General features: G+C 37.6%; 22 protein-coding genes. 8 read left to right on the forward strand and 14 right to left on the reverse strand.

Annotated features, from left to right (window positions below):
- Positions 1 to 218 precede the first annotated feature (218 nt).
- The 12 genes from hrpB to A3EE_RS0111515 all read right to left on the reverse strand — a co-directional run bounded on the left by hrpB (position 219) and on the right by A3EE_RS0111515 (position 10,535).
- A complete protein-coding gene (hrpB, locus tag A3EE_RS0111460; RefSeq protein WP_018343587.1) occupies positions 219 to 2,384 on the reverse strand; it encodes an ATP-dependent helicase HrpB in 2,166 nt (721 codons plus the stop codon).
- Between the two features lie 147 nt (positions 2,385 to 2,531).
- Complete coding sequence (locus tag A3EE_RS0111465) at positions 2,532 to 3,065, reverse strand: hypothetical protein (RefSeq protein WP_018343588.1); 534 nt, start codon at positions 3,063 to 3,065, stop codon at positions 2,532 to 2,534.
- Positions 3,066 to 3,077: 12 nt separating this feature from the next.
- Complete coding sequence (locus tag A3EE_RS0111470) at positions 3,078 to 3,518, reverse strand: DUF1569 domain-containing protein (protein ID WP_018343589.1); 441 nt, start codon at positions 3,516 to 3,518, stop codon at positions 3,078 to 3,080.
- Between the two features lie 54 nt (positions 3,519 to 3,572).
- Positions 3,573 to 4,256, reverse strand: a complete 684-nt coding sequence (locus A3EE_RS0111475; RefSeq protein WP_018343590.1) for a hypothetical protein — start codon at positions 4,254 to 4,256, stop codon at positions 3,573 to 3,575.
- An 18-nt stretch (positions 4,257 to 4,274) separates the two neighbouring features.
- Complete coding sequence (locus A3EE_RS0111480) at positions 4,275 to 4,754, reverse strand: DUF4405 domain-containing protein (protein WP_018343591.1); 480 nt, start codon at positions 4,752 to 4,754, stop codon at positions 4,275 to 4,277.
- A 128-nt stretch (positions 4,755 to 4,882) separates the two neighbouring features.
- A complete protein-coding gene (locus A3EE_RS0111485) occupies positions 4,883 to 5,230 on the reverse strand; it encodes a hypothetical protein (protein ID WP_157446992.1) in 348 nt (115 codons plus the stop codon).
- Positions 5,231 to 5,270: 40 nt separating this feature from the next.
- Positions 5,271 to 5,807 (reverse strand): DcrB/PsbP domain-containing protein, encoded by a 537-nt coding sequence (locus A3EE_RS20425; protein ID WP_018343593.1) that lies wholly within the window; start codon positions 5,805 to 5,807, stop codon positions 5,271 to 5,273.
- A 66-nt stretch (positions 5,808 to 5,873) separates the two neighbouring features.
- The gene (locus tag A3EE_RS0111495; protein WP_018343594.1) at positions 5,874 to 6,284 is read right to left on the reverse strand and encodes a nuclear transport factor 2 family protein; all 411 of its coding nucleotides are present in this window, start codon (positions 6,282 to 6,284) and stop codon (positions 5,874 to 5,876) included.
- A 201-nt stretch (positions 6,285 to 6,485) separates the two neighbouring features.
- Positions 6,486 to 6,911, reverse strand: coding sequence for a response regulator (locus A3EE_RS0111500; RefSeq protein WP_018343595.1), 426 nt, complete (start codon positions 6,909 to 6,911; stop codon positions 6,486 to 6,488).
- 212 nt (positions 6,912 to 7,123) lie between these two features.
- Positions 7,124 to 7,879 (reverse strand): succinate dehydrogenase/fumarate reductase iron-sulfur subunit, encoded by a 756-nt coding sequence (locus tag A3EE_RS0111505; RefSeq protein ID WP_211208933.1) that lies wholly within the window; start codon positions 7,877 to 7,879, stop codon positions 7,124 to 7,126.
- A 13-nt stretch (positions 7,880 to 7,892) separates the two neighbouring features.
- A complete protein-coding gene (locus A3EE_RS0111510; protein ID WP_018343597.1) occupies positions 7,893 to 9,806 on the reverse strand; it encodes a fumarate reductase/succinate dehydrogenase flavoprotein subunit in 1,914 nt (637 codons plus the stop codon).
- 21 nt (positions 9,807 to 9,827) lie between these two features.
- Complete coding sequence (locus A3EE_RS0111515) at positions 9,828 to 10,535, reverse strand: succinate dehydrogenase cytochrome b subunit (RefSeq protein WP_018343598.1); 708 nt, start codon at positions 10,533 to 10,535, stop codon at positions 9,828 to 9,830.
- Between the two features lie 169 nt (positions 10,536 to 10,704).
- Here A3EE_RS0111515 and A3EE_RS0111520 point away from each other — a divergent pair, with 169 nt between their 5' ends.
- The 3 genes from A3EE_RS0111520 (at position 10,705) to fabD (ending at position 14,926) form a co-directional block, all read left to right on the forward strand.
- On the forward strand, positions 10,705 to 13,347 hold the full coding sequence (locus tag A3EE_RS0111520) for a T9SS type B sorting domain-containing protein (protein ID WP_018343599.1): 2,643 nt from the start codon (positions 10,705 to 10,707) through the stop codon (positions 13,345 to 13,347).
- On the forward strand, positions 13,320 to 13,745 hold the full coding sequence (locus A3EE_RS0111525; RefSeq protein ID WP_018343600.1) for a thiol-disulfide oxidoreductase DCC family protein: 426 nt from the start codon (positions 13,320 to 13,322) through the stop codon (positions 13,743 to 13,745). Before A3EE_RS0111520 ends, A3EE_RS0111525 begins: the two co-directional genes overlap by 28 nt.
- A gap of 305 nt (positions 13,746 to 14,050) precedes the next feature.
- Positions 14,051 to 14,926, forward strand: coding sequence for an ACP S-malonyltransferase (fabD, locus tag A3EE_RS0111530; protein ID WP_018343601.1), 876 nt, complete (start codon positions 14,051 to 14,053; stop codon positions 14,924 to 14,926).
- A 78-nt stretch (positions 14,927 to 15,004) separates the two neighbouring features.
- On the opposite strand, the gene folK is transcribed toward fabD, so the two are convergent.
- Entirely contained in the window at positions 15,005 to 15,508 is a 504-nt protein-coding gene (gene folK / locus A3EE_RS0111535; protein ID WP_018343602.1) for a 2-amino-4-hydroxy-6-hydroxymethyldihydropteridine diphosphokinase, read from the reverse strand.
- Positions 15,509 to 15,981: 473 nt separating this feature from the next.
- On the opposite strand from folK, the gene sppA reads away from it, so the two are divergent.
- The 5 genes from sppA (at position 15,982) to A3EE_RS0111560 (ending at position 22,898) form a co-directional block, all read left to right on the forward strand.
- Positions 15,982 to 17,736: a signal peptide peptidase SppA gene (sppA, locus tag A3EE_RS0111540; RefSeq protein WP_018343603.1), complete on the forward strand. Its 1,755-nt coding sequence runs from the start codon at positions 15,982 to 15,984 to the stop codon at positions 17,734 to 17,736.
- A 126-nt stretch (positions 17,737 to 17,862) separates the two neighbouring features.
- Positions 17,863 to 18,876 carry a biotin synthase BioB gene (bioB, locus tag A3EE_RS0111545; protein ID WP_018343604.1) on the forward strand — a complete coding sequence of 338 codons (1,014 nt, stop codon included), beginning with the start codon at positions 17,863 to 17,865 and terminating at the stop codon, positions 18,874 to 18,876.
- 124 nt (positions 18,877 to 19,000) lie between these two features.
- On the forward strand, positions 19,001 to 19,420 hold the full coding sequence (locus tag A3EE_RS0111550) for a hypothetical protein (RefSeq protein ID WP_018343605.1): 420 nt from the start codon (positions 19,001 to 19,003) through the stop codon (positions 19,418 to 19,420).
- A gap of 171 nt (positions 19,421 to 19,591) precedes the next feature.
- Positions 19,592 to 20,644, forward strand: coding sequence for a hypothetical protein (locus tag A3EE_RS0111555; RefSeq protein ID WP_018343606.1), 1,053 nt, complete (start codon positions 19,592 to 19,594; stop codon positions 20,642 to 20,644).
- Entirely contained in the window at positions 20,610 to 22,898 is a 2,289-nt protein-coding gene (locus tag A3EE_RS0111560; protein ID WP_018343607.1) for a hypothetical protein, read from the forward strand. The genes A3EE_RS0111555 and A3EE_RS0111560 overlap by 35 nt, the downstream gene beginning before the upstream one ends.
- On the opposite strand, the gene A3EE_RS0111565 is transcribed toward A3EE_RS0111560, so the two are convergent.
- Positions 22,895 to 23,902: a PorP/SprF family type IX secretion system membrane protein gene (locus A3EE_RS0111565; protein ID WP_157446993.1), complete on the reverse strand. Its 1,008-nt coding sequence runs from the start codon at positions 23,900 to 23,902 to the stop codon at positions 22,895 to 22,897. The genes A3EE_RS0111560 and A3EE_RS0111565 overlap by 4 nt on opposite strands.
- Position 23,903 lies beyond the last annotated feature (1 nt).

Consider the following 23,903-nt stretch of genomic DNA (forward strand, 5'->3'; position numbering starts at 1 on the left):
TACAAAAAGTGGTATGAAAATCGAAATGATTAAAAATAAAATGAATTTCAGATAGCTCATATTTTATTCTGAATGGTAAAATGTTGCAATAAGATACTGAAGAAATAAGAAACACAAAAGGTGGATTAACTAAAAAGTCGTCGGGATTTAAAACCTCGACGACGTTATGAAAAGCTGTGTACAATCCAATAATCCTTTTAATCCAATAAATCCAAATCTCAGACAGCTTCCTTCACCAACTTCAACAATTCTTTCGGAATCCGCGCAGAAATAATTTCCAGCAGATCCAATTTTTTCAGATCGTCTTTTTCTTCGATCTCATCTGCAAAAGGCGTAAGCCATTCTTCGCATGAAAGTAATAACGAATCCGTATCTACGTCAGGGAATTTAGCTAATGGATTTTGTTGCTGTGCCTCAAACATAGATGCTTGCCATTGCTCAAATTCCGGAGTGAAATTCAATAAATGTTGTCCTTCTTTTTTTACGATGTTACACAAAGCACGTGCTCGTTCCTCATCGCTAGGTTCATCCATAGGAGACGACTTCAATACAATATGGCCGATACGTAATTCCGTATGTACAATCAAATCGTTTGTAATTAAATCCCACTGCACCGATAGAACTGTTTTTACCATGCCTTTTAAATCTTTTGGATTTAAGGGTAAGGCACTGAATATTTTTCCGGTTCCTTCGCGTGCATCAATACGGCCGACCGATAACCACGATTCTCGCGACAACGAATCTTTGTGACTGAACTCTGCATACGTTCCATTCGCTAATTGAAATTGAGCCTTATTGCCAGGGCGTGCAAAAGCAACGCGTTCCGGATAGGCATAGGCTAATAATAAGCCAGACATGTAGGGGTCGAACGTTTCGTTTTCGACTTCGATCTCCATCAATTCCCGATACGATTTTGCAACACGTTCAATCAGACCGAAAGTTCTTCCTTTACCATCGTTGCGTCTGAACCTACGCAGAGCCTTGATACGCTCATTAATATCGATGCCGGCTTCTTTTGCATTAAGTGGGTCTTTTTCTTCGAGAGTTGCGGCAAGATCGGTTGCCAGGGCTTCCTGTTCCAATTCTTCCGCCATCAATAACATGTGTGCGATCCGTGGATTGCATGGTAACTGATGAATCTTTTTTCCGTGTGCAGTAACTTTATTACGATCCAATGCATTGATGTAATGCAAGGTTTCTCTCGCTTGCTTTACATGCGATTTTGGTGGCGGTGTAAGCCAAACCATATTAAATACATTGCTGATACCCCAGATAGCCATTTCCAATACTAAAGGCGATAAATCAGTAGTTTCAATTTCAGGTTGATGATGTTTCTGTAACGTTGCGTGTTGTGCTTCAGACCACATGCGGTAACAGGTACCGGCAGACAAACGTCCTGCGCGTCCTGCACGCTGATCTGCAGCGTCGATAGAAATGTTTATGGTTTCTAATCGGGATAATCCGGATTCAGGGTCAAACATAGATCGTTTGCCAAAGCCCGAATCCACAACCGTTGTAACACCTTCAATGGTTAAACTGGTTTCAGCAATGGATGTAGCCAATACTATTTTTCGTTTGCCGTCTTGATCAGGTAGGAGTGCTGCTTGTTGCTGTGCAAAAGGAAGCTGTCCGTAAAGTGTATGTATAACTGTATCCTTTAGTTTTCCTTCAAGCAATTCTTTACAGCCATTGATTTCTGCTTGTCCGGGTAAGAATACTAAAATATCTCCTTTATTGTCTTTGCTTGCTTTTTTTACCACACGTGCAGTAAGTTCGGGCAGCAGGTGCATGTCTGTTGCGCCCATGTAATGAATGGCTACCGGATATTGACGGCCTTCGCTTTCAATGATTTTGCAGGCTAGTTTTGCAGATAGCTCCGGTAGATCCATCGTTGCAGACATAATCAACAAACGCAAATCGTTACGTTTGGTAAGTTGTGCTTCTCTACACAAAGCAAGTGCAACGTCAGCGTGTATGCTGCGTTCATGGAACTCATCAAAGATTACCAAAGCAACGTCCTTTAATTCATTATCCGTTTGCAGCATACGGGTAAGAATACCTTCTGTAACTACTTCAATGCGTGTTTTATCACTCACCTTGGTTTCGAAGCGAATACGGTAACCAATGGTTTCTCCAACTTGCTCGCCCAGCAAATGACTCATACGGGTTGCAATTGTCTTTGCTGCCAGCCGTCGTGGTTCTAACACAATGATTTTTTTGTCAGTGAGCCACTGTTCATTTAAAAAAGTTAAAGGCAGTAAGGTACTTTTTCCTGCACCCGGCGGAGCCTTTACAATGAGAGTGATGTTATTTTTAAAGTGATCGGTAACCTGTGTAACAATTTCCTGTACAGGTAAGCTGGTTGTGGGAATGGTGTATTTCAATGCGTCTTTTTATTTGCGTCTACAAAAATACACAATAATGACGTGTAATGAAAAGGAATTCCGGTGTATGCTGCGAAACAATTAATACTAGCGCTAGCGTTTAGTATTCTTGCATGCTGAACTGCATTGGTAACAATGTGTTCTTTGTTATATCCTTGGGAATTTGTTGCCCCATCCATGGTTTTGTTCAAAATTGGAAAATAAAAAATCTTCCGGTTTGGGAATTGTATCTAAAGGGTATACGTTCATTATTTGAATTATTTTTACTGTTGGTTCATACGTTAAGATGCTATATTCTCCGCATCCAGCAGAAATATTTGAGTTAGCAATTATAGATAAATTCGCAAGAATGTCAGTTATATCTTTCGTCAAAGCTGAATAGAGTTCAAAAAAATCTTTCATTTGGCTTAAAGAAATATTGTCGTATCCGAATTCATACATTTTTTCAGGATTAACACTTACTGTTGGGTAGTCAGATAAAATGCAAAATGGATTTCTCGTTATAAAGAAGTCTTCTAGAGCACCTGGTTTATCTACGTTTGTAAATCTCCAAAAATCCTCAATGATTGAGTCGAGCAAGGAATTTTGAATATTGTGATATTGAACAATATTTTCTAAAGATTTTAGCCCGAAAGCGAATCGCCCTCTTATTGATATTTGTTTGAAAATTTCAGGATTCATATTGTACGACAGCTAGCAATTGAATTGTTTTAAATGATGGTCTATATGTTTATAATCCATGATCCCGGCTTGTTCTGCAGTAATTCTACCGAAGAAAGGGTGAACAAACCCAGCGTGTTGCTTCAATGTATATTCTTCAAGGAGGCTGATCCATTCTGTTTTTGCCGCAGCAACATCTCCGGTTCCGGTAGTTTTAAAGGATGGAACCGTTGGCAAATTGGGTTTTATAGGTGCATCTTTTAACATGTCCTTCAGTGCAAATTTTCCAAAAAAGCGACCAATAAAAGATTGTTTGTATTGTTTTTTCTCCAGAAACATTTCTTCCCATTGAATGCAATGTTTCAACATCTGATACACATTCATTTTACCCCACTGAGCAGAACTATTTTCAGTAAGTAATTGAATTCTGGTTATTAGTTCTTCTCGTGTTGTTTTGTCTAAGGTAGATTTCATGAAATGTGTTTTATAATGTTTATGTTATAATTTAAAAGTTAAAACCAGCGGATATTATTTCAGGTTATTGCAAAATACGATCTGATCATCGATCCAAAAAATATATGCATTATAGCAATAGGAGTATTCTCCATAAGCAATAAATGCGGTTTGATCCTTAGAATAAAAAACGGTCATACTCTTGATATTGTTTTCGAATTCAGAGATTTTTGGAGCTCCCATTTTAATTTTTTTCGAATACAATATTTTATCGTTTCGTTTGATGTGTAAAGTGAATATGTTGAATATTGCTTTATGTCCTTTTCTGTCTTGCCCACAGCCATAGACGCGACCTGTTTTTTGTTTTGTGTTTTTAAATTCAATTTGAAAAAAAGCATCAAATCGTGCTGAATAAGATTTTTCGGTAAGTCTATATTTGCTGAGAATCTGATCAAGCGTTACGGTATCCTTTGTAATAAGACTGCTTAAAAAATCAGAGTTGCCTTCTTTAAGTTTTATAATATGGTTGTTTGTAATCCAATAGTGATCGATCAATGAATCGCCTTTAAATATTTTATAAATAAAAACATGATCCTTTGTCGAATTAGGTAAATAGGTATACGTGGATGCAGTGAACGAAAAATACTTCTTATCCGATGAATAATAAGAAGGTATAGAATCTGCTTGAATAGTGCAATAACCGCTATATGCCCAAATGAATAGAAATATAGTTATTAGTGTTGTTTCTATATTTTTCATTAGAATAAAAATTATCTGTTATTTATTGATCAATTCTATGATCTCTTCTGGAGATGTTTGATTTGCAACGCTGATTTCTTCTATCGATTGTAGAGAATCTTTTACCTGAATGTGATTTTGGTTCAATATTGTTATGGCTTCGTTATAATCAATCTGTATTACTTTGAATGAAACGTTAACGGGAGATTTGATCAATTTTTCCAATAGTTCATTTTCCATGTTTCCTTCTAATTTTCCGAAAATAATTAATGCGATCGAAATAAACAGAATTGCAATGCTTGGGTAAACAAGCAAACTATTATTTGAATAGTTGATAATGCTTTTCCAATTGTTTATGATGTGTAGGATGGCGAAAAGAGCAAATCCTAATCCAAGGAATTCATGTACGGTGTTTGTATAATCATCTGCCAGATGGAAAAACATAAAGATGCCGGATAGCGCAACGACAAGGAAGATACATACCAGATAAGGTGTAACGATTTCTCTTTTGAATTTCATGTTTTTAGCTTAGGGTTATTTGTGTTGTAAAGAAATAGGTTGCGATGAAAATTAATCTATTCGTCGTGGCGTACTATGTAATGATAGATATCAGTCACTATTTCGCTAAGATTGACACCATCGAACATTCAATCAATAATTATTTCCGGATTAAAGATGATGTTTCTATTTGATACTATAGAATCAAATTCAATGCTGAGCGAAGTATCAATATGGAAATACTGTTCTTCGGAATGATAGATGTCAAGAATCATTGATTTTACTGAATCGCTTGGATGTGACAGGTATTCTTCACACAAGCAAATCGCTAATTTACGCTTAGCAGATTCATATTCCATTTCATTGGGTATGGAATGGCCTTCGTATAAAAAAAGCCCACCATTCTTATATACAGAATATTTTATAGCACAGCTGCTGAATGTTACTGTTTCGATTCGGTCTACACCATTATCTTTCTGGCAACTTGCTATTATCAAAGAGAGTAGAAGGTAAGGAAATATATTCAACTTCATAATTTCATTTTACTTTCAATGAATTCATAATTTCTTTCGCCGTAGGAACCCATTCTTTCATATCGCTTTTGGTACAGTTAAATGTGCAAATTAACAATTTTCCATCTACGTCTGTCAAGAACATAAGATTGTAAATTTCTGTATCAATACCGGGTGTTATGAATTCCAAATAACAAACTTGCCTTCCATTGATTTCAGTTACTCCATTGCTTTTCCATTTTAAAGATGGAGACATTTTCGATAATGTTTTTACAAGATAGTCTTTATAAGAAGGAAGGACATCCTGGCTTGCCTTACTGGATGTCAGGTTCATCGCAATATTGGTTCCTCCGCTTTCATCTGTGTATACTAAGGAAGGTGGATTTTCTTTGGGATATTTTATTGCGATACGCTCTGCAGACATGACTTTAAAATCCTTTGGAATCTTAAGTTCAATGCGATCATTTAATAATGATTTTGTTTCAAGTTCAATATCAACATGCGTTGCTGAAACAAAAAATAATGAAAATAGTATGAAATTAAATAGTTTGAGTTTGTGCATGCTGATTGGAATTTAATTGCTGAATATTTTGACTGTAGGGAATCAATAGGAAGTCAGTGATCTGAATCAATTAAACGGTTCAAAACAATCGTAATTTCTCTGTCTGTATATTTTCCCATCTTTGAATTGAAAGAACTGAGCAAAATAAGCAGTCATTTCACCACCAGCCGGAATATTTCCTAAAGGAATGGATAATGTGCCTTTCCAGATCGCTTCCAGTATTACATTGTCGTCGCTTGAATAGATATGCTGCACTTCATATACTTCTTTTATCAGGATTTTCTTTCCTCTTTCTGAAGCATCTTTTAAATCCTGTAAACTTCTGATTGCAGTATTTTTTACAATGGCATTCGGATACTCGATTTGCTGAACATCCTCATGATAAAATGTATTTAATTCTTCTGCAGATGTACGTTGCTCAACCATTTTAAGATAGTCGATTACGATCTGTTCATTTGGAGTAAGAGTTGTTGGCATAATGATATAATGATAGTAATTATTTTATAAAAATAATACTAAAAAAAAATTGAAAATGAGGTTCAACATGCTTTTACACAAAAAAGCTCCGGATTTATCCGAAGCTTTTTTACATCAATAAATTCTAAGGGGAGGAACTACTTGTATTATTTGAAGAAGTAAAATTCTTTGTTCATACTATTGAATATTCGTACATGTTGTTTATTTAACATAGTTTGGCGATACACAAGCTTCCCAATAACTAACAATTGTTTTAATGGTTTCTTTTAATTCGCCATAGCTTGAAGGTTTTACAAAAAAGCCTTGGATGGATTTGGAATATGCATCAATAACATGTTGTTGTTCTGCACTAGTAGAAAAAAATAAATATGGAATTGATTTTAATCTTAAATCTTCATTTTCATGAATTTTTTCACGCAATTGCATGCCGTTTAGTTTTGGCATGTTTATATCTGAAAAGATTATAAACGGTTCAATTTCTGTAGTTGTTAAATAGTCTAAGGCAAGCTCTCCGTCTGCAAAAAATAAAATTTTATTTTTACAATTGATTTCATTAAATACTTCCGTCAATATTTCCTGATCATCTAAATCATCTTCAATTATAATTATTGGACCGCCTTTGTTCATGTTCGTTTTTGCTAAATGTAACCTATTTAAACCAATAAGTAACTTTTATGCGTTTAGAGCGGTGTAAGGCATATTTTCGATGTGATAGGCTTGGTGCACAAATGCTTTCATATAATTAAGATCACTATTATTTTCAGTTCAGACAATAAAAAAAGTCTCCCTCGATAGCTATCGGGGGAGACTTTCGTATTTTAAATTCCAATAAAGGAAACTTATTTTGTTTTTGAAGAAGACAACTTCGCAGCGTAGAACTCTCTGTTCATACGGGCGATGTGTTCCTGACCGATTTCTTTCGGACATTCAGCAGAACATGCTTCCGTGTTTGTACAGTTACCAAAACCTTCTAATTCCATCTGGTCGATCATTGCTTCAACACGAGCAGCTCTTTCCGGATGACCTTGTGGTAACAATGCCAACTGAGAAACTTTAGCCGATAAGAATAATGTTGCAGAAGCATTTTTACAAGCAGCTACACAGGCACCGCAACCAATACATGTTGCAGCATCCATTGCATTATCTGCATGCTCTTTTGGAATTGCGATCGCATTTGCATCAATCGTCACACCAGTGTTTACAGAAACATAACCACCTGCCTGTATGATACGATCAAATGCAGAACGGTCAACAACTAAATCTTTTATGATAGGGAAGGCTTTCGCTCTCCATGGTTCGATCGTAATTGTTTCGCCATCCTTGAAGCTACGCATGTGCAACTGACACGTTGTGATGCCTTGTTTCGGTCCGTGCGCATGTCCGTTGATGTACATACTGCATGCACCACAGATACCTTCGCGGCAATCGTGATCAAAAGCGATTGGTTCAACACCTTTTTTAATCAGGCTCTCATTCACAACATCAATCATCTCTAGAAAAGACATATCCGGAGAAACATCTTTTGCTTCGTATGTTTCTAGTTTTCCAGCAGCTTTAGCATCTTTCTGACGCCAAACCTTTAACGTTAAATTCATGTGACCTGACATATTACTTATAACTTCTTTGAGTTAATTTAACACTTTCAAATTTCAATACTTCTTTGTGTAATACTTCCGGCTGATTATCGCCTGTGTATTCCCACGCTGCTACATAGCAGAAATCGTTATCGTTACGCAACGCTTCACCTTCTTCCGTTTGAGATTCTTCACGGAAGTGACCGCCGCAAGATTCAGAACGATTCAAGGCATCTACAACCATCAACTCACCAAGTTCTAAGAAGTCAGCTACACGTCCTGCACGTTCAAGTTGTTGATTCAACTCTTCGTTTGTACCTGTAACGTTTACGTTCTTCCAGAAGTCTGCACGCAATTCCTGAATCAATACCTGTGCTTTTCTCAAGCCTGCATCGTTACGGGCCATACCACAGTATTCCCACATGATGTGACCCAGTTCACGGTGGTATTCAGCAACCGTTTTCGTTCCTTTTATTGCTAATAGTTTTTTCGTCTGTGCTTCAACCTTCGCTTTTGCTTCAGCAAATGCAGGGTGTTTGGCATCGATTGCTTTTGGTCCGATTGTCGCTAAGTAATCACCAACAGTGTATGGTACTACGAAGTAACCATCTGCCAGACCTTGCATCAATGCAGACGCTCCCAAACGGTTTGCACCGTGATCAGAGAAGTTAGCTTCACCCAATGCATATAAACCAGGAATCGTAGTCATCAAATTGTAATCAACCCAAAGTCCGCCCATTGTATAGTGAACAGCAGGGTATATGCGCATTGGCTCTTTGTATGGATTCTCCCCCGTGATCTGTGCATACATGTCAAACAGGTTACCATATCTTGCACGTACAGTATCTTCACCCAAACGGCTGATCGATTCAGCAAAGTCAAGGTAAACAGCTAAGCCGCTTGTACCAACACCTTTACCTAAATCGCATTGTTCTTTTGCGTTACGTGATGCCACGTCACGAGGAACCAAGTTACCGAATGAAGGATATTTTCTTTCTAAGAAGTAGTCTCTTTCATCTTCAGGGATCTCACTTGCTTTACGCTTGTCGCCTTTTGCTTTTGGAACCCAAACACGACCATCGTTACGAAGAGATTCTGACATCAAGGTCAGTTTAGACTGATGATCACCTGAAACCGGAATACACGTAGGGTGGATCTGTGTGAAACATGGGTTAGCAAACAAAGCACCATGTTTGTGTGCTCTCCATGCTGCTGTTACATTCGAACCTTGAGCGTTTGTAGATAAGAAGAATACGTTACCGTAACCACCTGTACAAAGAAGTACAGCATGTGCAGCATGTGTATCGATTGCACCTGTTTCAAGGTTACGTGTTACAATACCTTTTGCTTGTCCATCGATCATTACAAGGTCAAGCATTTCTTCACGCGTGTGCATTTTTACTTTACCTGCATGGATCTGACGGCTCAATGCACTATATGCGCCTAATAATAATTGCTGTCCTGTCTGGCCACGTGCGTAGAACGTACGCGATACCTGAGAACCACCGAATGAACGGTTATCTAATAAGCCACCATATTCACGTGCGAAAGGAACACCTTGCGCTACGCATTGGTCAATAATATTTACAGAAACTTCCGCTAAACGGTGAACGTTTCCTTCACGTGCACGGTAGTCACCACCTTTTACTGTATCGTAGAACAGACGGTAAACAGAGTCACCATCATTCGGATAATTTTTTGCTGCATTGATACCGCCTTGTGCTGCAATAGAGTGCGCACGACGCGGGCTATCCTGAAAACAGAATGCCTGAACATTGTAACCCAACTCAGCTAATGAAGCAGCTGCAGAAGCACCTGCAAGACCTGTACCCACTACAATGATGTTGTACTTTCTTTTATTCGCCGGGTTTACCAACTTAAGATTGAACTTGTGTTTGGTCCACTTTTCAGCTAACGGTCCGTCTGGTATTTTCGAATCTAAAATCATAATGCTATAACAGAAGGTTTATTAATTTCTACAAAAGAAGATGATAAGAGGAATGATGGCAAAGCCAAGAGGAATAAGGCCCCAGAAAATAAAACCTGCAGATTTGATTACCGGAGTATATTTAGGATGTCTTAAGCCCAATGTCTGGAATGCGCTCTGGAAGCCATGATACAAGTGGAAACCTAATGCGATCATTGAAAGAACATAGATACCAACTACTACCGGCTCGTGAAATTCTTCAATTACTTCATCGTACATGTTTTTAACTTCTACCTGATCTCCGTTGTCTAATGTATAAGTAACAAGATCCAATTTGTGTGTAATTCCCAAATAAGCCATCTTGAAATCTTTTAAGTGTATGATTAAGAAGATCAAAATCATAGTACCTAAAACACCCATCCAGCGCGAAGAGAAAGAACTTGTTTTACCCGGATCATTGTAGGCATAGCCTGTAGGGCGAGCTTGTCTGTTTTTGTATGTGATGTATGCACCCCATACTACGTGCCCAAGGATGAAGGCAAAGTTTACATAAGAAATTGTTTTGATCAACGGATTTGAAGTCATAAATACTGTATACAGATTGAATGCTTTTCCGCCATCATTGTGCAGCAACTGGAAGTTACCTGCTAAATGCACTGCTAAGAATGTACATAAAAATAACCCTGTAAGGGCCATAATTACCTTTCTACCAACACTTGTAGAGAAAATTGTCTGTGTAAACCAACTCATTTTTTATCCTTTTATTTTTACCTGTTCGATAAATGTTTTTTATTATCTTGCCAAAGTTAACTTCAGACTTGAAATGATGCAACCTAAATTATTATTTGTATATATTCTAAATTAAGTCTTTATCGTTATACTTATAACAACAAACTGTCTCTCATTGTTTTATCACAGCATGGATATTTTCAATAAAATAAGAAAATTTACGTACGTAGTTATACTTGCTCTTTTTTTTAGTCAAACCAGTTATGCGACGCACATAAAAGCAGGGGAATTCTCTGCAAGAAGGATTTCAAATACTGCTCTGCAGTATGAAATTATCCTTACACTGTATTATAATTCTTTGAGTCCTGCGGCAGGTTCTCCGGGAGGTGATGATGTTAGTATTGACTTCGGAGATGGAACACAGCAGACAGTAACACGTGATCCACCTATAGATGTAGGAAATAATACTTCTAAAAATATTTTCCGTGTAAATCATACCTATAACGGATCAAGTACCTATCTGATTGGTATGCGTGAAGTAAACCGCAATGCAAATATCTGGAACATTCCAGGCTCTTCGGATAAAGCATTTTATGTGGAAATGGAATTGAAGATCAGTCCCTTGTATGGCTTGAACAGCAGCCCGGTTATGACTGTACCACCAATCGATTTTGGTGCGGTAGGCAAAATATTTACACACAACCCCGGTGCCTATGATCCGGATGGCGATAGTCTTTCATACGAATTGATTGCCGCACAGAGCGGAGTGAATCAACCGATTGTTGGTTACAACTTACCTAGTTCACCAATCTTTGGCGGAACTAGTACATTGGGCGGCCCAGCTTTTTTAACGCTTGATCCTGTAACCGGAGATATTGTTTGGAATACGCCAAATAAATATCAGACTGCTCCCTGGTATTACAACATTGTAATCAAAATAACGGAGTGGCGTTACGGTAGGCCCATCGGGTATATTGTGCGCGACATGCAGGTTGAAATAAAAGAAACAATAAACAATCCTCCTGTACTGGCTATGCCTAAAGATACGTGTATTGAAGCGGGAAGTTTATTGCACGCAACGATTAAGGCGAGCGACCCGGATGGGGATGTAGTGCGCTTGGAATCATACGGACAACCCTATCAGGTGCCTTCAAGCCCTGCTACCATAACATATACAGGACAATCAACAAAAACACCTTCAGGAAATTTCAATTGGCAGACAAACTGTACACACGTAAGAAATCAACCGTATCAAGCCGTATTTAAAGCGACCGATCAAAACCAGGTTCCCTTATTGGTTGATATTCAAACATGGCTGATCTCCGTGAAAGGCCCAAGAATAAAAGGGATCACAGCTACACCGGGTTTGAATTCGGTTACACTGAATTGGCCTTTATATACCTGCAGTGCCAAAGCAGAATTTATCAAAATATACAGAAGAGATTGCGATTCAGTTGCACCTAATCTGGATCCATGTAAAACCGGTGTGTTGCCGGGCTATACCTTAGTAGGTACGGTAGCTGCAACGGCTACTACGTTTTTAGACAACAATAATGGTATAGGCTTGAATAAAGGAAAAACCTATTGCTATATTTTGGTAGCAACCTATCCTGCTCCGGGTTACGGCGAAAGCTATCCGTCGGCACAGGTATGTGTTCAATTGAATAGAGATGTGGCGGTATTTTCATCTGTTGATGTTACAGAAACATCCACAACTACAGGCAAGGTATTTTTGAGTTGGTACAAACCTTCAGCAAGTTTTATAGCTGGTCCGTATACGTATGATGTAGAAAGAGGAGTAGGGCTTGCGCCTGCTTTGTATACAACTGTAGCAACAGCTGTTACCGATACATTTTATACAGACATCAATCTGGATACTAAAAATACCATTTACAGTTACCGCATTAAATTAGTGAATAATGGTTTGTATTCTACCGTAGTTCCGGTGTTTGATTTAACTACGGTTGCTGGCAATGCATCTGCAAATCTTTCCTGGACATACAAGACTCCATGGATCACAGATTCAGTAGAAGTATATCGAAAAATAAATTCTACAGGAACATTCAGTAAGCTTGTAAAGTTGGCTCCTACCGCAGTTTCATACAAAGACAATACGGTTGCAAATTGCGATACCGTTTATTATTACATCAAACAGTACGGACGTTACTGTGATAAAGAACTGTTGCAAATAGCTACGCAAACTTCAGCAATTGACTCGGTGCGGCCGATGAATGACAATCCTCCTGTAGCACCTGCACTTAGCGTGCGTGGATGTGATGGTGATTTAACGATATTCCAGAACGTATTGAACTGGACAGATTTAGTGGATGAAAAATGTAATACGATCGATCATTACAACGTGTATTTTGCTACACACAATACCGATCAGCTGAATAAAATATTTACTACGACAGACACTACGTATACATACATCAATCATCAGACAACTGCAGGCTGTTATCAGGTATCGGCAACCAATCTTGCCGGTGTGGAAGGTGCGCGTAGTACGAAGATCTGTGTGGATGATTGTATTTATTATGAACTTCCGAATTTACTGACCGTAAATAACGACGGACAAAATGATCTTGTGAAGCCTTTCCCTGTTCCAAGAGGGGCGTGCTTTGTACGTTATTATGTATACAACCGCTGGGGTTCACTGGTGTATTATAAAGATACCGATCCGAATGTTAACTGGGATGGTAAAGTTGAAAAAGGAGAACTATCTGATGGCGTATATTATTTCTTAGCTGAGGTACATTTTTGCGGACGTGTGAATCAAAAAGATGAAGTAAAAAATATCAAAGGATGGCTGCAGATCTTAACAACGAAATAAAACCCGGTCAATCACTGGTGTTGTTTGATGGCGTATGTCATTTCTGTAACAACTCTGTGAACTTCATTATTGACCGCGATCCAAAGAAAAAATTTGTCTTCGCACCACTTCAATCTGAATTGGCAAAGACAGTATTAAATAAATTTGGTGAAGACACGATAAAAATCGATACCATCATTCTTATTCAGAATAATAAAATATACAAACGTTCAAGAGCCGCATTGGAAATTGCAAAGCAGCTAAATGGCTTGTGGTCGCTGTGTTATGTGTTTATCATTGTGCCCGGTTTTATTCGGGATATGGTATACAATCTCATAGCAAAAAACAGATACAAGTGGTTCGGACAACTGGAAGCCTGCCGTATACCGACGCCGGAAATGAGAGAACGATTTTTGTAGTTCCCAGTTACGAGATACAAGTTACTAGACGAGAAAAGTATTAAGTACAGAGTACATAGTATTAAGTAGAGAAAATAAAAACAGCACAGCTTCTTAGAAGAGGCTGTGCTGTTTTTATATAAAATTTTAATTTATAGAACGATACGTTGATATTGCGTCGTCTTTGTACTCTGTACTTAGTACTCTATACTTCTTCTTTCGTCTAGTAACTAGAAACTAGCACCTAGTAACTAGTTTACTTGGATTTTCAGGATTAAAGGAATAGTTTTGTTCCCTTATACTTCGTTAAACATTAAGAAAATACTATGAAAGCATACGTTTTCCCTGGTCAGGGGTCTCAATTTTCAGGAATGGGTAAAGACCTTTTTGAAAATTCTGCGAAAGCAAAAGAATTATTTCTTCAAGCAAACGATATCCTTGGATTTGATATTACGAAAGTAATGTTTACAGGTACTGATGAAGAATTGAAACAAACGAATGTAACACAGCCTGCTATATTTATTCATTCTGTAATTCTTGCAAAGATCAGCGAAACCTTCGCACCGGAAATGGTTGCAGGGCACTCTTTGGGTGAGTTTTCAGCATTGGTTGCAAATGGTACCTTATCTTTTGCAGATGGATTGAAACTTGTTTCACAACGTGCCACAGCAATGCAGAAAGCATGTGAACTTGTACCGGGTACAATGGCTGCAGTATTGGCATTGGCAGATGAAAAAGTAGAAGAGATCTGCGCTTCTATTACAGACGAAGTTGTTGTTGCAGCAAACTATAACTGTCCTGGACAATTGGTTATTTCTGGCAGTGTAAAAGGAATTGAAAAAGCTTGCGAACTAATGAAAGCTGCTGGTGCGAAACGTGCATTGGTATTGCCTGTAGGCGGTGCATTCCACTCTCCATTGATGGAACCTGCACGTATTGAATTAGAAGAAGCAATTAAAAACACCTTATTCAGCAAACCAACGTGTGCGGTTTATCAAAACGTAAATGCTAAACCATCAACAGATGTTGAAGCAATTAAATTGAACCTGATCGCTCAATTAACTGCACCTGTGCGCTGGACACAGTCTGTACAGAATATGGTAAAAGACGGAGCTACAAATTTTGTAGAATGTGGTCCGGGTAAAGTATTACAAGGTCTTGTGAAAAAGATTGAAGCGGGTACAGAGGTAGCATCGATTTAAGAAATCTAAAAATCCAAAATACAAATATCAAATTCCAAACGGAGGTAATAGTTCTCTCTGTTTGGAATTTGTTTTTTGTTATTTGGAATTTAGTAAGGTTACTTGGAGTTCATCTGTGCAACGTTCCAACAACTGCTTCGATGAAAAGTTGAAAATGGGATGTACAAAATCCGGAAGCACTTCAACTAAGGGCACTAAGGTAAATCTACGGTCATGTAAAAATGGATGCGGAATTTTTAATTCAGGCGTTGCCATGATCTCGTTTCCGAAATACAGAATATCAATATCAATCGTGCGGCTGCCCCATTTTTCTTTGCGGTCACGACCTAAGTTTTTTTCAATCGACAAACACGTATTCAATACATCAATTGGCTTCTGCGCTGTTTCGCAAACCAGCACCTGATTCAGAAAATCCGGCTGTGTTTCATTTCCCCAGGCTTTCGTTTCGTAATACGAAGAAGACTTTATAATAGCGCCGACTTGAATAGATAATTCTTGTGCGGCTTGCTGCATAAATTCCTGACGAGAGCCAAGATTGCTTCCTAATAAAATAACTACGGTGTGTGATGTTACTTGCTTCATGAATGTTCAAATATACGGAAAATGTCTGAACCACTGATTAACCTGATTTATATGATTAAATGATCATGTGAATTATTTTGATTGTCTGAATATGTAACAATTTTCAACGGCCTCATTTCAAATTGCGTTAAGAAATTTTGGTTCATGGAGCTTTTTGAACGCTACAACTAGTCCTTTTCCCAGGACGATTTTGTAGCGTTCGCGGAATGAACCAAAATTTTAGCTTATTTGAAATCAGCCTTGATTTTTTTGGTTCTTTTGCATCAAAGCCTGTCCCGCCTTAGCGGGGGCAAAAGAACAGAAGAATAAAAAAGAAAGGTTGATGAGGATAAGCAAGAAAAACTATTTATAGAAGGGCCACGCAATATAATCGCCCTTCAACCGACTACATTAAAACAAACAATTAAACTAATCATAATAACTATTTAACTACCCGCTAGTTTTGTATATTTGATCAACTAATCATTACCCATATGAATTTTCTGAAAAATGTTTTGGCCGTTATTGTAGGCTTTATTTTATTGACAGTAATAGGTATTGTTATTCTTCTTGCAATATTCTCTTCCGGAAAAGATGAAGGAGCTGTAGCTTTGAAAGAGTCGTCTGTTTTAAAGATCACATTAGACAATCAGATCGTTGAACGCGAATCGGATAAATTATTTGATGGCTTGCTGGATCCGCGTGGAGCGTCTTCTCAAATTGGTTTGTTGGAATTGAAACAAGCAATCAAAGAAGCAGCGGGCAATGAAAAAATCAAAGGGATTTTAATCGAAATAAAATTTGCCAATGCCGGCATTGCAACCTGGAAAGAATTGCGCGACGAATTGAATGACTTCAAAAAATCCGGAAAGTTTGTTATAGCCTATGGTGAAATGTATAGCGAAGCGGCATACTATTTAGCATCTGTAGCAGATGAAATTTATTTGCCTGAATCAGGAATGCTTGAATTTAATGGTATTGGCGTAAACATGCTGTACTTTAAAAATCTGCTTAGCAAGATCGGTGTTAAAACGGAAGTGTTCCGTGTAGGAAAATACAAGAGTGCAATAGAGCCGCTTGTGAATGATCATATGAGCGATGAAGATCGTGAGCAGGTTCGTTTATATATCAACTCTCTGTACAGTGTAATGCTGGAAGACATTGCTGCAAGCAGAAACATTCAGGTAGAAACACTAAAGGTCATTTCAGATTCGATGCTGGTTCGCAATGCTGCTGATGCCAAGCGTTTCGGATTGGTTTCACATGTTGCCTATTACGATGAATTATTAACTTCATTGAGAGTAAAATTAAATATGGAAGTCGATAAGGAAATTAATTTTGTTTCGTATAAAAAGATCAATCAATTAACCGGAGATAAAAAAAAGCTTTCAACAGAACCGCATATTGCTGTATTGTTTGCGAATGGTGAGATACAGTCGGGCAGAGGCGATGGTGAAACGATCGGTTCAGAAACGATCTGTGCGGATCTTCGCAAATTAAGAGAAGATAAAAATGTGAAGGCAATTGTATTGCGCATCAATTCTCCGGGAGGTAGTGCTCTGGCTTCGGATGTGATCTGGAGAGAAATTGTGTTAACACGTAAAGTAAAACCTGTAATAGCATCTATGGCGAATGTAGCTGCTTCAGGCGGATACTATATTGCGATGGCGTGTGATACCATTGTTGCATCACCGGCTACTATTACAGGTTCTATTGGTGTATTTGGACTATTGATGAACTCAGAAGATCTGTTGAATAATAAATTAGGTATCAATACCGACTCTGAAAAAACAGGTTTGTATTCCGATATCGGTTCGTTAACAAGGCCGGTTACAGATGCTGAGCGTATGATCATTCAAAATGAAGTGAACTCCATCTATTCAACTTTTGTGCGCAAAGCTGCAGAAGGCAGACGTACTACCGTAGAGCATATTGAAGAAAATGCTTCGGGTAGAGTATGGGCAGGTAAAGATGCGATAAACAATAAATTGATTGACGTTTTTGGAGGCATGAACAAAGCAGTTGCTTTGGCTGCAAATGCAGCAAAGTTAGGTGAATCCTATAAATTGGTTTATTACCCTGAAAAGAAAAATCAGATCTGGATCGAGTTTTTTAATTCCTTATCCGGTGAAGAAGAAGCCAAAATGAAGACCTTCGGTGCCTATTATGAGCACTTTAAAACACTGCAATCCTTGCCTAAATATCAGGGTGTTCAGGCAAGGATTCCATATTTTATAGAGATAAAATAACGAAAAGTTAAAATATTATATCTTCATGCTGAATTACTTAGCTTTTGGCAGAGAACGTAAGGCATGAGAGTACGTATACAAAACTCAATAATTCGTATATTTGTTGATTAGCTACTTAGAAAAGAAATGACAGAAATTCGCAATAACTGGACAAAAGAAGAGATTTCAGCAATCTACAACAGCCCTATATTGGATTTAATGTATCGTGGTGCTACAGTGCATCGTGAATTTCATGATCCACAGGAAGTACAGGTTTGTACGTTGTTGTCTATCAAAACGGGCGGATGTCCTGAAGATTGTTCTTATTGTCCGCAGGCTGCCCGCTATCACACAGGTGTGAAAGTAGAGAAGTTGATGGATGTAAAAGAAGTGTTGAACTCTGCTTTGGAAGCAAAAGAATCCGGAAGTACACGTTTTTGTATGGGTGCTGCCTGGAGAGAAGTGAGAGACAACAAAGACTTCGATAAAGTAATTGATATGGTGAAAGGTGTAAGTACAATGGGTATGGAAGTTTGCTGTACACTTGGTATGTTAACACCTGAACAGGCAACAAAATTAAAAGATGCCGGTTTGTATGCATACAACCACAATCTGGATACAAGCGAAGAACATTACGATAAAGTAATTACGACAAGAACATACGACGATCGTTTAGAGACATTGGATAACGTGCGTAATGCAAAAATCTCTGTATGTTCAGGCGGTATCATCGGTATGGGCGAAAGCCATGGCGATCGAGTAGGTATGTTACATACTTTGGTAAACATGGCTGAGCATCCGGAATCTGTTCCGGTAAATGCATTGGTACCGGTTGAAGGTACGCCGTTAGAAGATCAACCACGTGTTTCTGTTTGGGAAATGGTGCGTATGATCGCAACAGCTCGTATCATCATGCCGAAAGCAATGGTCCGTTTGTCTGCAGGTCGCGTGCGCATGAATACAGAAGAGCAGGCATTGTGTTTCTTAGCAGGCGCTAACTCAATCTTCGCAGGTGACAAATTGCTTACTACTCCGAATCCGGAAGTAAATGCAGATAAAGAAATGTTCCAGGTGTTGAACCTTAAGCCGCGTCAGTCATTCAAAAACGGCGATGCTCCAAAGATCAAATTCGAACAGATCCCGAGTGCATTGGTTAAATAAATAATAAATCCTGCAAACATAGTTGATTCAAGATCTCTAAATATAAAAAGCCTTCCGTTATTAACGGAAGGCTTTTTTGTATATTACGTATAGTGGTAGAACTGAATAAATTTGTCTTATTTATATGAAAGCAAATCATGTTAAGATTTCAATGGTGTTATTCTTATCCATTATACTATGCTTATTTAATTGTATTGGAAAGAATGATTCATATGAAGCAAATCCAAAAGGATTGGTTTATAGTTCCGTACAGGGTGGGCCGGGTACCAGCAATAGTCAGGGTGCTTTAAAGGTAAACATTCGTTCAGATACGTATTGGTCAAATTATGAAAAGTATACGATCCATATTGATGGACTAGGAGATTATACACTTCCGGTCAATACCATTCAATTTAATAAATCGAATATTAACCCGGGTACATATACATTTCAGATAAATGTGGTTTGTGAAAATGGAAATAATAATAATTGCAGACAACGTTTTATAAAAGGACAATTTACGGTGCAAGCTTCATATACCACTGTAATCGATGCCGGCCTATAATTTATTTTTCGGAAAATTTAATGAGTAGGTCTTTCGTTTGTTGGGAGGATTTTTTTGTATGTTTTGAGAATCTGTTTTTTGAAATAATTTTTTTCGAAAGAAATTGATTTCAGATAAAAAAATACCTTAGATTGTTGATACAAATCCCCGGTGTTTTTTAGAACTACCCAAATGAAGCATTTTATTATTTTCCCTTACAAACCATTATTGTTGGTGTGTTTATTCGCATCTATACTCTTTGCATGCAAAACAAAAGAGAAACCAAGTCAGATCACCAATGCGATTTATGTATGGAATGAGCGATCGGGATATAATTATTTTTCCGATGAAGAATTAAATTTTATTAAAGTAAATAATATTCAACAGGTGTATTGCAAACTGGCGGATGTAAGCTGGGATGAAACGGATCATGCGTATCCGCACGACATCAATCAGCTGCCGGGGGATCGTGTATTGCAAACATTCATAAATATTGTTCCATGTATTTTTATGGAAAACTCTGTGATGCTGAAAAGCACAAAGCCTGAATTGGAATACATGGCTCAAAAAATTGCAGCACGTATTAAAAATTTTGACAAACATACAAAGATCTGCCAGGTCGATTGCGACTGGAGTGCAGCAAGCAAAGACAATTATTTTTTCTTTCTGGAAAAAATGAAACAGCACCTGGATTCAACAAAACTTTCGGTTACGCTACGATTGTATCAATATAAGTATCCTGAAAAAACAGGTGTGCCGCCTGCAGACCGTGTTACGTTGATGTTATATAATTTTAATTCACCTACCGTTTACCGTCAGGAGAATAGCATCTTTGATAAAGCAGAAGCAAGCAAATACATTACCGGTAAAAAATATGCGTTGCCGATGGATTTTGCCTTGCCGGCTTTTTCATGGAATGTGGTCTATGATCATGAGGATAAATTTGCGGGCTTTCTTAAACTCAGCGGAGATTTTGACAAAATCGAATATTTGAAATTAGTAAAGGATCATGTGTATGAGGTAACAGCAGATACAGTTATTGATGCATACTATTTAAGGAAAGGATATAAGCTAAAGTTTGAAGAGGTCAATCATAAAAAATTGAAAGAAGCATACAGTCTGATCGATAAATTTAAAAATACAGATACCTTTTCTGTTGCTTTATTTGATTTGAATTATGAAACATTGAAAAAAATAACTGAAGAAGATCATGCACCGCTATACAATTCGATTCTGGTTAAGTAGTATTATTCTACTGCTGCCGCTGATTCCATTGAAGCCCTGCGGCGATTATTATGCAAATGGAATACGTGTTACCAATTTCATGGATAACGTACTGCATTTTGATGAACTTACGAAATATGTTTTCACGACAGATTATTATAAATACGATTACGATATACCCACATATGAGTCGTACAAAGAAAATATTGAACAATGGTTTGTGTATTGCAATAATCAACATGTTAAACGAAAAGATATTTATGATTATTTATATATTCTATCAGATGAGGATTTTATAAAAAATGAACGCATCTTATTAGAAAAAAACACCTTTCTTTCTTCCTTAAAAAATAAAAAAGAAGCACTGAATTATGTCTTGTCACTAAAGCATACATCCGGCGGTAGCTTTGAAAAGACCTGGGATGATTTTGGAAATGAATATGGTTCATATTATAATGGAAGAGAAAAAGTATATGATATAAAAGCTTTAGATAGCTTACTTGCAAATACACAGGATGCTTTTTTGAAAAGACGTTATGCATATCAATTGTTGATCGCTTCTTTTTATTATGCGGATAGTATTCCTCATACGGTTGAAAATATCTTTGATCTGAATTTTAAAGAAGGTAAAAAAGATTGGATGTATTATTCAGCCTTGCATTATGTGGCGTATGTTGTACCGAATGAAAATGAAGTGCGTTTAGAGTGTATCATGTATGGTAGCGATAAGCAGTCTCGCAATATAGAATTGCTATATGCTTCACCTACATTTAACAGTTTTCTTGCAACTGAAAAAGATCCGGTAAAAAAATCATATTTGTTAGCTGTTAGATCGATGCGCAATATGGGGCCTTGTCTGGCTGATCTCAAAGAAATTTATCGTTTGAATCCGAAAAATAATTATCTGAATTTTTTACTGAATAGGGAAGTGAATAAAATTGAAGACTGGATCTTAACACCGGAGTTTACGTCATTCGCTCCATATGTTGGATATACAGAAGATATGGAATCACACGCTGCACGGAATTATAAAAAAGATCTGCTGTATACGAATACGTTGTTAGAGTTTACAAGCCAGTTGCAGGGTACAAACAATGTTATGTTTGTAACACTGATAAATTCTTACTTAAACTATATTTTACACAGACCTGAAAAAGCATTTGAAATCTTAAACACTATAACATATTCCGGAAATGAAACATTGAATCTCCAGGCACGGACGATTGCACTTCTAATAAAGCTTTCCGAAAAGAATGTAAATGCGGAAACTGAAAATGAATTGTGTGAATTGATTAAACGTTCTCCAAATTATGCCTTCCGCAATCAATTGATACGAAGCTGTGCGAGTTTATTATTTAAGGTTCCTGCTTATAGAGCGAAGGCATTTTTATTATTAAGTCAGAGCTGGTATCCGAAAGAATATTTCGGAAACGATCTTTATTACGATATTCACGATGATGCTTCAATCGATGAAATATATCAGATGATCGCTATTATCAATAAGCCTAAGAAATCTACACTGGAAACATTTATTGCTACAAACAACACAAGAACATATTCGTGGGAAGATGAAATCAATGAAGAACGTCAGGCATACGATACCTTGAAGATGAAAAACCTGATCGCAATGAAGTACATTCATGCAGATCAATTAGAACAGGCACTTGCCGTTTATAACACATTTCCGGAGTCGTATTGGGAAGATTCCTATTTCGATGATCCCTTTACTTTCAGCATTTTTGACGGACACAATCATGCAAAGACCGATAAGATCGGTTACACAAAAAAACAATTTCTGGAACAATTTATCGCCTATAAAAAAGATCTTTCCGCTAAGCCGAATGATCCGCTGTTAAATTATTACGTAGGAAATGCGTATCTGTCCCTTACTTGGTATGGGAAAAACTGGTACATGACGGATATCGGATGGAGTTCAATGGGATTGGGCTATAGAACAAAAGCATTATCTCAATTTGAAAAAAACTATTATTATTTTGCCAGAGCTTTGCCCTATATTAAAAAAACTGCTGCCAATAATTCAGATAAGATCCTGCAGACATTAGCAAAATTAAATCTGGCCTATTGTTACAGTAATATTAAAGAGGAGCAGCTTTCAGATTTGTTGGATGCACATACACGTGCATACTACGCTGAAATTAAATTGAACTGCGATGTCTATGAACAGTATTTAAATCATTACCGATTGGTTGATCACAATTATTCTCCGGTTGTTAAGCTCAAACGATTTGAACATTTTGAGGATCGTTGGTATTAAAATTTTGGACAAACAACCCGGCGCTGAATGCGTTTAGGTTGTTTGGTTTTAAAGCTATAGGATAAAGTAAGTTCATGAGCACCTCCGGATCTGCCTGAAAGTTTTGATATAGTATAATCGTAGCTGTATCCCATGGTTACATTTTTATAAATAAAACCAATTAAAAGAATGATTGCTTCGTTGTTCATTTTTTCGGGTTTAAATACTTTTACAGGTATGCCTCTATACCACATGCCGATTACAAGTATATTATATCTTCCGTAGAGCCCGATGTCCAGTTGGTCGGACTTGCCTTGCATCTTATAAAATGCAGTTGGAGTAATGCTTTTTTCTTCATCCGGATTCACATATCTTTTTTTCCATTCCGGAGTAAATGAAAATTTGTATCCACCGAAAAAAGAGATTCTCATTGGTAATTCACTTTGGCCATGAATAAAACTTTGTTCGGGAGTATTCATGTGATGTGTTGAGGCACCTATCCAGAATTTTTCTGAATATAAAATTCCACCGGCAGAAATATCAAGATAAGAAACTGTTGAAGCATTATACGGTTCATTGCTCGGACCGCCTGTGTATCCATTGTTTGTGTATTGCGAACCAAATGTTAGACTGTTAAAATTAAGGCTTCTATTTACATAGGACAATTGAAGTGCCGGTCTGAATACGATTTTTTTTGAGAGTTCGGCATGGAAAGCATAAATTCCGCCTATTTCATTTGAACGTAATTGTGCAGCGGTTGAAAAATCGGATGTTGCTATCAAACCTATTCCGCTTTTATACCGATCGATATAATGGTCTACCGAAAATGTATTTGAAATAAATGATGCATCTAAACCCGGCCATTGATAGCGCGTGGCAAAGATGGCTCGTGTATTTTCTTCTGCACCTGCAAACGCCGGGCATAAGTATAATGCATTGGCATACATTTGCGAATATTGCGGATCCTGGGCATAGATCTGCCTGCTGCAAAGGATTACGAATGTTAGTGTGAGTATAAACTTCATG

The organism is Cytophaga aurantiaca DSM 3654 (assembly GCF_000379725.1).
GTDB classification, from domain to species: domain Bacteria; phylum Bacteroidota; class Bacteroidia; order Cytophagales; family Cytophagaceae; genus Cytophaga; species Cytophaga aurantiaca.